This window comes from Aliiruegeria sabulilitoris, assembly GCF_001558155.1.
GTDB classification, from domain to species: Bacteria; Pseudomonadota; Alphaproteobacteria; order Rhodobacterales; family Rhodobacteraceae; genus Tropicimonas; species Tropicimonas sabulilitoris.
On record NZ_LOAS01000059.1, the window covers coordinates 1 to 9,721 of the forward strand.

Consider the following 9,721-nt stretch of genomic DNA (forward strand, 5'->3'; position numbering starts at 1 on the left):
ACCCGCAGACTCTCGTTATGACTGAGGGACCAACGGGGGGCAGGTCACATCCGAAGCTGTTTTTGAAAGTGGTGCCCGGGGGCGGAATCGAACCACCGACACGAGGATTTTCAATCCATCGGAAAGAAGAGGGCAGGGGGAGTGTTTTTGGATCACAGCGGGCGTGCACAGCATCCCGCCCGGATCGTATGTCTTAGCGTGATCGCCATCGGCTTGAATTCCGAAAAATATGTAGCTACGACATAAACGAAAATAGAGTGAGGCGTACATCTAGTGTTGGCTTAGGTGCCGTCAATAGAGGCGACAGCTCTAGACCTATTGGGTAGTGATATCTTGACGTTGATCCCCTTTCTCACGGGTGCAGAAACCTGCAGGAAGGGCGGGAACCGGACATTCTCTGCAGGTACAGCCGGATACCGGCCAAATCCTGGAAACAGACTCTGGAGACATCCAGCCACGCGCTTGACTCACTGGAGTGCGGTCGACGCTTTGGCGGAGAGCCTCCCTGTCACCTGATGGCTTCGAAAAGCGGCTTACCCGAGGCCCCGCTTGGCATGGTCGTGCCGAACAGATCGCTCAGAGTGGGCGCTACATCGACGGTGGCGATCGGTCGGGCAACCCGTGCCGGCTCGATGCCGGGGCCGGCGAAGATGATCGGGACATGGGTGTCGTAGCGCCAGGGCGAGCCATGCATCACGGCGACAGATCCATGGTCGAACAGGAATGAATAGGGGGCTTGTGCGACATAGAGATCTCCCGATCTTTGCGGATGGAAGTTGCGGCGGATCGGGGCCTCGAGGAAACCGCCACGCTGTTCGGGCAACGGCTCGCGTGGCATGGCGATAGCGATCCCGTCGCGCGCTTCAAGCGAGCGGGAAATCGCCTCCTCGATTTCGCGGACCGATACACCGGCCTCGGAAATCGCCTTGTGATTGAGGTAGATGTAGGGCCGGAAGAAGAACTTCACCGCCCCTTCGATGCCATGGGTTTCAGCGATCTCGGCGTTCAATTCCTCCTGCAGATCCTGGTTGGTGTTCCGCTCGACGATGAACCCTTGTTCGGCCACGAATTCCGGCATCTCGGGCATGCCATGATCGGCTGACAGGACATAAAGGATGTGTTCGTGCCCGACCTCTTCGTCGAGAAACTGCATGAACCCGGCCAGCGTCCGGTCCAGCCGTCGGACGATTTCCTCGTTTTCGAGGCTCGAGGGGCCGAAGAAGTGGTTCACAGCATCGACGGAAGAAAAGCTGACGCTGAGCAGGTCGGGCCAGGCGTCGCGGCCCAACCCTTCGGCAGTCACGGCGGTCTTGGCAAACTCGGCTGCCAGTTCATCGCCAAACGGGCTCACGAGAACCTGGGAGTAGTAGATCCCGTCATCTGGCGCGCCGTAAGCGTGCGGGAAGATGCGGCCGAAGCCCTTGAGGTCGACCTCATAGGGACGATCGTCATTAGCGGCGAGCAGGTAGCTGTCGGCTTCGCCGCTCAAAGCCCATGACGTGCCTATGGCCGCATCCGCTGGGCGTGCGGCGTTCCAGTCCAGCGCCCATGTCGGGTATTCGTCATAGTAGTAGCGACTGGTTTCGAAGGCCCCGGTGGTGGTCGAATACCAGAAAGCCTTGCCGGCGTGGCCAGCCATCGCGACCGCCGAACGGTCCTTGCCGGAGACTGCGAGGACCTTAGAGCGCCCGTTGTTCGACTTGACCAGCTCGTCGGCGAATGTCGTGGCCAGCAAGTTGACCGGAGATCGCCCGCCAGCCTGCGCGATTGCTTGCGCGGGGTCGAGTTGCTCTCCGTCACCGCCAAAGCCGGGCACAGGCAGGATCGGGCTTTTCGGGTCTTCGATATTGTAGCCCAGCTTCCCGGTGGCGCGGTTGAGCCAGACATTGCCGACCATCCCGTGTTCAGATGGGTGTGCGCCGGTGGCCAGCGTAGCGTGGCCGACGATGGTTTCTGTGTTCGCATGCAGGTGATGGGCGTTTGTGTACCAGACGCCGTTGTCGAGCAGCCGGTTGAACCCGTCTGGACCAAAGCTTGGCCGGTATCGCGTCAGCAGATCGCCGCGCATCCCGTCGACTGTCAGTTGCACGATCAAACGGATGTCGCCCGTATCTGGTTGGGCCGTCAGCTGGAAGGGGATCGCGCAGGCGACGAGCAGAGGGAGGGTTCTTTGCATTTTGACGTCTCCATTTCGGTGTGCTGTGGCCAGAACCGCTCTCTGTCCAGCGTCCTTCTCACAGATAGTTCATCTGCTTGGTGATCCAGAAAAGGATCTCCGCCAGCGCGCCAATCGGGCCGGCCTTGTCAGTAATCACCAGCGAGGTTCCGGAGGTGCCAATGGGCAGGGAGGTCTGGTCGATTTCTTCCGGGATAGTAACCATGACCGGAAACTCGCCACTTCCCCGCAGATCCCGCAGATTCGGCAACCCGGCACGCGTATCCAGCGCCCCCTCGGCTGTTCCGGGAGGCATTGCTTCGATGCGCGAGGTGAATTCGGTACCGGGCATCGTCCGCAGGGCGACACGTATCTCGTCCCCGACCAATACGTTGCCTCTGCTCGACTGCGGGAGCGTCGCAACCATGAAGCGGTCGTTCGGGATCATGAAATTGATCGCTCCGCGCACGGTCGTCGCACGGTTGCCCGGACGCAGGGTGACGCCGGTGACGATGCCACCGGCCGGCGCGCGAATGACGGTCTGCTCGAGGTTCCAGCGCGCCGCCGCAAGGGCGTTCTCAACCTCTGCCACCCCGGCATCGACATCCCCCACTTGCGCCGCGATCCGGCGCTCCAGGCCCGCCTTGCGCGCCTCGGCCGACCGGAGCCCGGCCTTGAACTGGTCGATGGTGGAAACGGCCTCTTGCAGTTGGAAGGTCGTAGAGGCGCCGCGGTTTTCGAGTTCAATAATGTCGTCGCGGCGCTGGATGCCGAAGGTCAGTTGAGCGTTCAGCGAGTCGATCTCCGCCTCAGCCGCTTCCAGATCCAGCCAGAGTTGATCCGAGGCCGAGCGCGCGGTTTCCAGCGAGGCTTCGAGCCGGGCGACCTCTGCGGCAAATACCGTGTCGTCGATCCTGAACAGCACGTCCCCTTCTGCGACTTCCGCACCGGGCTCGACGACCACTTCGGTCACCCGGCCAGCCACGTTTGGGACGATATTGGTGACAACACCCTGCACCGATACCTGCCCGGTCGGCGTCGTGTGGTTCAGTGCGCCGATCACGACAAGTGCGATGACGAGAGCGCCGGTCCAGACGATCCCTTTGAAGAAGCCATTCCAAGGCAGCAGTTTCATCTTGAAGAACAGCAGCCAAATGAGACCGGAATAGAGGCCAAGAACGATCAGCATTCCGTGGATTCCTGTGATTTGAGGCCGGTAATGTTGCGCGTCAGCACGCCTTAGACCTCTTCGGCGAAATCGAGGCTTCCCGGCAGGAAAGTCTCTTCGATGGTCAGGACTCTGCTCGCAAGGCCCTGATCGTGAGAGTATCGGAAGAGGGTCTCGAGCGTCTTGCGGTTGGGTTCGATCCCATAGGGATAGAAGTTCCGCCCCATCAGCGCCCGCGTGTCTTCCAACTCTTGGGAGTACCATGGCAGCATGTCCGTGGCCCAGGTCAGTCGATCCTTGGTCTCGTAGGCCAGCGTCTTTGCCTGCGAGTAGGCGTCAAAAACCGCGCGGGCCAGCCAGGGGTGCTCTTCGGCAACATCCCGGCGGATCGCGAGGACGTGCATGATCGGGTAGATGCCGGTGCGTTCGAAATAGTCACGCTCGACAGCGCGGAAATCGGGGAAGAGCCGTTCGATCCGGGCATCCCCTGCGATGAATGCAGCCGGGGTGCCTGCATGGAAGAGCGCGTCCACTTCGCCCTCCAGCAACAAATCGGATTCGTCAAAGCCCGGTGTGCCGGTTGTCACCGTGATCCCTTCGGGCAGCCGCTGCTCCTGAGCGGAGATATTGCCAGCCTCGCCAGCGGAGCTGTCCTTGACCGACTGCACCCATTCCACCTCCGAGGGCTTGAGACCATACTCATCCTCGAAGATGCCGCGAATCCATGTCAGCGAGGTGGAGGAATAGCCCGGCGTGCCAATGCGGCGGCCTTTCAAGTCTTCCGGTTTCTCGATGCCCGCACCTGCACGGACAAAGACGCTCTTGTGCCGGAACTGCCGCAGCAGCGGAATCGGAAGGAGAGCATAGTCGCGGAACTCCTCGTTTGCATGGGTCAACATGAACGGGTGCAGGCCAAGCTCGGTGATCTCGCGTGTGCCATTGCCTGAGAACGCGGCGGTGTTCATGTCACCGATCGCATCGGCCACAAAGGTCGCCTCCGTGCCTTCTATCTTTACGCGACCATCGAACAGAGCTTCGGTACGGTCGAGCAGATAGCTGGAAACAGTTATCGGCAGGGTACTCTGCGCGGAGGCGCGCGTCGCGCGAAGAAATGCGGGGCCGGCAAGCACAGCGGCACTCCTACACATGAAATCTCTTCGGGTCTGCATGAGCGGCTTGCTCCAATTTTTTTGAACTTTGCCCGGCCTGCTGGATGCAGGCCGGGCAAAGACGGTGCTTGGTCGTTATTCGCCGATGCTCGGGTCCCCGTTCGGATCGAAGGGCAACTCATCCAGATGCTCGATATACTCGAGCGGATCGAAGGGAAGATCCTTCAGCACAAGCTGCGGGTTCTGCTCCTTCTTCAGCGCTTCGGAGGCGTTGGCGATTCCGGTCCACGGGATACCATGCTTCTCGGGCCTGTCGGGATAGGACTCCTTCCACAGGTTGTGGCGCAGGACCATCCGGTTGAACGGCCGCTTGAGGTGAATGAGGTTGGTCAGCATCGGCTGCACTTCGCGCGGGTCGGACGGCAGGAAGTAGAAGGCCGCCGGGATACCGCTGGCCTCTCCCACGGGGTCCGGCGAGATCATGTGACGCTTGTAGTCGCCCTTCACCACCGCACCGAGCGTCGGACCGGCATAGGTGAAAGTATAGTCGCGGCGGCTATGGGTGTCGCCATTCAGCAGCAGCGAGGTCTGATCCAGACCGTCGATCACGCGATCGGTTGGAATGGCGTCCATCGCCCCGCCGAGGCTCGCGAAGGTCGTGAAGAGATCCGTGATGTGGATCATATCACCGGGCAGCGAGCCGGGCTCGATCATGCCGGGCCATACGGCAAAGGCCGGGACGCGAACGCCACCCTCAAGAAAGTCGCCCTTGCCGCCCCGAAAGATCGTTTCGGCAAAGCCGGTACCCGGAGGCGGGTTATGCGACATCGGGCCGTTATCGGCCATGGCCACGATCAGCGTGTTCTCGGCAATGCCCAGCTCTTCGAGCTTGTCCTGCACCGCCTTGATCAGCGGATCGACTGTGCATTGCAGACCATTCTGCAACAAGCTACGCGCGCGCGTGCATTTCTCTCGGATCGGCAGGAAGCTCGACATGATCGGCCAGTTGGCCACGTAGAAGGGCTCACCAGACTCGGCGCTGCGCTCCATGAAGGCAAACATCCGGTCGAGACCTTCGGAATCGATCATCTCGTAGGTCTCAAGGCTGTTGTCGCGCCATTGTAGGGTTTCGCCGCCTTTGGTGCCTTCGGCGACTTGAACCCAGTCCTTGGTGATGAATGTGTCGTCAAGCTTGTAGGGATCCTCGACAAGCATGTCCTCGAACAGACCGATCGAGGCATTGCCCTGCTCCGCCTCGCGTGTGTTAAGCGAGAGGATCTGGTTATACCCGGTGAACAGCGCTTCGTCGAAGCCCTGGTTGTGCGGATAGCTTTCCTCGATATCGCCCAAATGCCATTTGCCGTAGAAGGCCGTTTTGTAGCCCGCCTCGCCAAGCACCTCAGCAAGCGTTACCTCCTCGGCGTCGAGGCCATGGCTCTCCTGAAGCATCCCGATATTGTACATGCCCGACCGCACGGCCATCCGGCCCGTCACGGCCGCGGCGCGGCTCGGGGTACAGCCCACTTCGGTATACATGCGGGCAAACATCATCCCGTCTTCGGCAAGGGCGTTGATATTCGGGGTGTCGAGACCGCGCACCGCCTGAACGCCCGGCATCCCGAGGTCGCCATAGGCGGTGTCGTCCCACATGATATGGATCAGGTTCGGCGGCGTGCCGAACTTTTCGCGCAGTTCCGCGAGACGGGATTGAAGGTCAACATCCTCCTCTGCCCAACGCTCGCCATTCTGTGCCTTGAGCACATAGTATTCCGCGTCGTGGACAACTCCGTCTATTGCTTCAGCGTTCTGCGCCGATGCCGAGGTCGCAAATGCCCCCGCAACGAGCAGCGCTGCTGCGGTCCTGGGACCGGCAGCCAGCCCCTTCCTGCAAATTTTCATCGTTGTTCTCCTGTTGGTGCTAAGGATTTGTTCGTTCTTCGGTATCTGCACCGCGGTCGGAACGTGCCAGCGCGCGTCGGATCTCATTCGCGAGTCCGGCAAGGCATTCGGAAACAGCCTCGTCCTCCGGGGTTTCCTTCTGGGCGATACCCGCGATCAACTCGTAGTCGCTGCAGATTTCTTCAAAGACCTGGTCCTGCGCGCGCAGACGGCGAATGTCTTCCTGCCTGTCGGGGAAGAGTTGTTCGGGTGTTCTCCCCCCGTTCAGATCCTGCTTGCTGTTCGTGGCCATTGGAGGAGGCTGCGCTATCCTTGCAATCTCCAACAAGGGCTTTACGGTAAAACAACAAGGGTTTTACGGTAAAACGGGCGCGTTAAACCGTAGGCTTAACGCGGGTCAGACATCTGAAATAAAAGGATATTGCCGAGAGTGCCCGCAGCGAACGAAATTGAGCGCGAGAACGGCCCGGTTTCGAAACGGGCAGCGCGCGAAGCGCTTGATCGAGTGATCAACAGTTCGGCGTTCGAGAACGCCGGGCGTTTGCAGGCGTTCCTGAGCTACGTCGTCGATGAGAGCCTGGCAGACCGGGGGAACCTGATCGCAGGCAAAACAATTGCCGAAGATGTCTATGAGCGGGAACCGGATGATGGCGGCAACAGCATCGTCCGCGTCGATGCAGGGCGACTGCGACGAAAGCTTGCCGAATATTACGACGACGAGGGCGCAAGTGATCCGATCAGGATCCATGTCGATAGCGGCGGCTACGCACCGCGCTTCGAGCTTTTCAGCCCCGGCGTTTCGACCGACAAGACGCTGGAGGCCGAGACCGACCAAAGCCCGCCCCCCACCATACCCAGCCGCCGTGCCGGCGACTTGATCGGGCTGCTGATCCTGGCGGGATTGGCCGCTTTCGCCCTGATCCTTTGGTATTCGCGTGCCGGCGACGCGCCCCAGAAGCCATTCACCGACCTTTCGGCAACACCTTCCAACGCCGTTGCGACAAGAACTGCGCTCGCCGAGAAATCCGTGGCGACCTTGCAGGCCGCCAACCTGGCCGAGAAGGCCAGTGAACTGCTGTTTCCGATTGCCGATGCAAATCATCAGAAACTCGCCACCGCCATATACCGCGAAGCGATTGCTGTCGATCCGAGTTTCTCCGGAGGTTATGCCGGGGCGGCCCACAGCCTCGGAACGTTGGCCCTGATCTCCCCCGATGCGGACCTTGCTGCCGAGTTGCTGTCGGAGGGCTCGGAGATGGCGAAAAAGGCGATCGATCTCGACCCGCTCTCGGGTTGGTCCCATTCGGCCGCCGCTTGGATTGCCTTTGCGGGACGCGACTATGACACGGCTTTGGAAGCGAGCCGACGCGCGGTCTCGCTTAGCCCTACCGACGGACAGGTACTCGATTTCAGCTCTGTGATCGCAGCAATGACCGGGCATTTCGAGGAGGCGCTATTGCTCGCCGATCCAGAACGGCCGAGAAACAGCGGGGGGCGACACCCCGCATATCTGAATATGTACGGTGTTGCGAACTACCACATCGGTCAACACGCGCGAGCAATCGTGTCATTCGACAACGCTGTTCGGATGGGCGGACCGGTGAGCGAATTGACTCTGATGTACAAGGCTGCCGCGCAACAGGCCGCAGGACGCACGTCTGACGCCCGGGATCTACTTGACGAACTTCAAGAAACCTGGCCAGCTTTCCGGCCTGGGCCCGTCGTCAAACGGTTCTACCAGAACTCTGAAGACGCAGGGCAACTCCTCTCCGATCTCGCTGCCGCCGGTTGGTCAATGGAACCCTGACGGTAGCACTCGTCGCGTAGCGACTACGGGAAAAACTCGTGATCCGTAATCTCTTACTGTCCGCTTCGACGATGCCGCGTTGCCGCAAGCTGACGCACCTCGAGGGTCCGCTCAGGGCCGGTCGCGCCCCGCGTCGATGTCTGGCCGGATCTTGGCACTGCCGCAGTGCCGCTTCGAGCCCAAAGTGAATGAGAGGTCGCGGTCTGGGTTGAACAATGGCTTTGCTCTTCGGCATGCTCTCTGCGTAGGCTGATTGAACACTGGATGCCATTTCCTGGAGTTTTTCTTTTGACTGTCATTCCCACCGCAGTTCTCACGTCTTTCCTGGTCTGCTCGACCTTCCTGTTTTCGACCCTGCCAGCCAACGCACAGGACTCGAACACGAACCAACCCGTTTTCTTGATGGTGCACGGCACCTTTCAATGGGCGGGCCAATGGCAGCTGCTGACGGAAATTCTGGAGGGGGCCGGGTATGAGGTGATCGAGGCATCGCTGACGGGACTTGGCGAGAAGGAGCATTTGCTTTCCAAGGAAACGGGCTTGTTGACCCACATTCTCGACGTGTCCAACATGTTGAGCTGGCGCGACCTCGAGAACGTCATTCTCGTTTCCCACAGCTATGGCGGACCGGTCATTTCCGGTGTCGCGGCCCAGCAGCCAGATCGCGTCAAGCACCTTGTTTTCATCGACACGGTGCCGCTGGATCATGGGGAAAACCTTATCGATGGGTTTGGGCCCGACGTCTATGACACGGCGAAAACGGCCGTTGATGAAGAAGGCGATGGATGGCTCATTCCATCGGATGCGCTTCGGGAAGCCAAGCCAACCATGCGCCCTCACCCCTGGAAGTCCTATGTGGAGCGTATCGATATCCCGGAAGGTACACCGGACTTTGATGGAACCATCATCGTGGCCACCGAAGGCGAAGTTTTCGACCATATGCGCAATGTGCAAGCCCCGGCGCGTGCAGAAAGGCGTGGTTGGACTCTCGTGACCGTTGAAGGCCCACACCAGTTGATGGAAGTCAGCCCATCCAAGGAAGCTGTTTCGGAGATACTGTTGGGCATCGCTGCAAATTGAAAGCGCAGCACGCAAACAATTCAGTGCGTTCCAGACACTCCAATAGGAGACACTGGCATCGTTCTGCATTTCAGAGAATGACGGCTTCGTCCGCACTGCGGGTATCGACGAGCCGGACGATGCCGCACAGCGCAATGAACGTCGGCTTTGAGGGGGCCGCGCCGCGGCGATGATCATCTTGGCGAATGTCCGCTCGGGTTCGTACACGATTGTTAAACTCGCGCAGACCACTCTCTCGGCTCGCGGCGACCGATGTCAGGCAGGCCAGCACAGACAGCCGTCTCAACGACAAGCTTCCGCAGGGTCAGACCACGACGCGGCCCTTCATCGCCTCGCTCGATCCTCCTCCCTTGCCCCAACCCGGATCGCACGCGTCCTTCTATATCAGCAGTGAACGAAGCAAACTGTTGAGCATGACATGACCAAGAGCCCCACCGCCGCTTTCCTGACCACCGCCATCGAGCACTCGGGCCTGACGCAACGCGAGATCGCGCAGCGCGCGG

General features: G+C 60.3%; 7 protein-coding genes. 2 read left to right on the forward strand and 5 right to left on the reverse strand.

Going from position 1 to position 9,721, the window contains the following annotated elements; translation table 11 throughout:
* Nucleotides 1-508 precede the first annotated feature (508 nt).
* The 5 genes from AX756_RS23920 to AX756_RS26195 all read right to left on the reverse strand — a co-directional run bounded on the left by AX756_RS23920 (nt 509) and on the right by AX756_RS26195 (nt 6,623).
* Nucleotides 509-2,176: an alkaline phosphatase family protein gene (locus AX756_RS23920; protein ID WP_068318210.1), complete on the reverse strand. Its 1,668-nt coding sequence runs from the start codon at nt 2,174-2,176 to the stop codon at nt 509-511.
* Between the two features lie 58 nt (nt 2,177-2,234).
* Nucleotides 2,235-3,344: an HlyD family secretion protein gene (locus AX756_RS23925; RefSeq protein ID WP_068318213.1), complete on the reverse strand. Its 1,110-nt coding sequence runs from the start codon at nt 3,342-3,344 to the stop codon at nt 2,235-2,237.
* Nucleotides 3,345-3,394: 50 nt separating this feature from the next.
* Nucleotides 3,395-4,471: an ABC transporter substrate-binding protein gene (locus AX756_RS23930; RefSeq protein WP_163886937.1), complete on the reverse strand. Its 1,077-nt coding sequence runs from the start codon at nt 4,469-4,471 to the stop codon at nt 3,395-3,397.
* Nucleotides 4,472-4,567: 96 nt separating this feature from the next.
* Nucleotides 4,568-6,331: a sulfatase-like hydrolase/transferase gene (locus tag AX756_RS23935; protein WP_082739347.1), complete on the reverse strand. Its 1,764-nt coding sequence runs from the start codon at nt 6,329-6,331 to the stop codon at nt 4,568-4,570.
* Between the two features lie 19 nt (nt 6,332-6,350).
* Nucleotides 6,351-6,623, reverse strand: a complete 273-nt coding sequence (locus AX756_RS26195) for a hypothetical protein (protein WP_068318217.1) — start codon at nt 6,621-6,623, stop codon at nt 6,351-6,353.
* Nucleotides 6,624-6,761: 138 nt separating this feature from the next.
* Here AX756_RS26195 and AX756_RS23945 point away from each other — a divergent pair, with 138 nt between their 5' ends.
* Together AX756_RS23945 and AX756_RS23950 are read left to right on the forward strand one after the other, a co-directional pair.
* Nucleotides 6,762-8,138 carry a tetratricopeptide repeat protein gene (locus tag AX756_RS23945; RefSeq protein ID WP_068318220.1) on the forward strand — a complete coding sequence of 459 codons (1,377 nt, stop codon included), beginning with the start codon at nt 6,762-6,764 and terminating at the stop codon, nt 8,136-8,138.
* 288 nt (nt 8,139-8,426) lie between these two features.
* Nucleotides 8,427-9,218, forward strand: coding sequence for an alpha/beta fold hydrolase (locus AX756_RS23950; protein ID WP_163886939.1), 792 nt, complete (start codon nt 8,427-8,429; stop codon nt 9,216-9,218).
* Nucleotides 9,219-9,721: the final 503 nt, after the last annotated feature.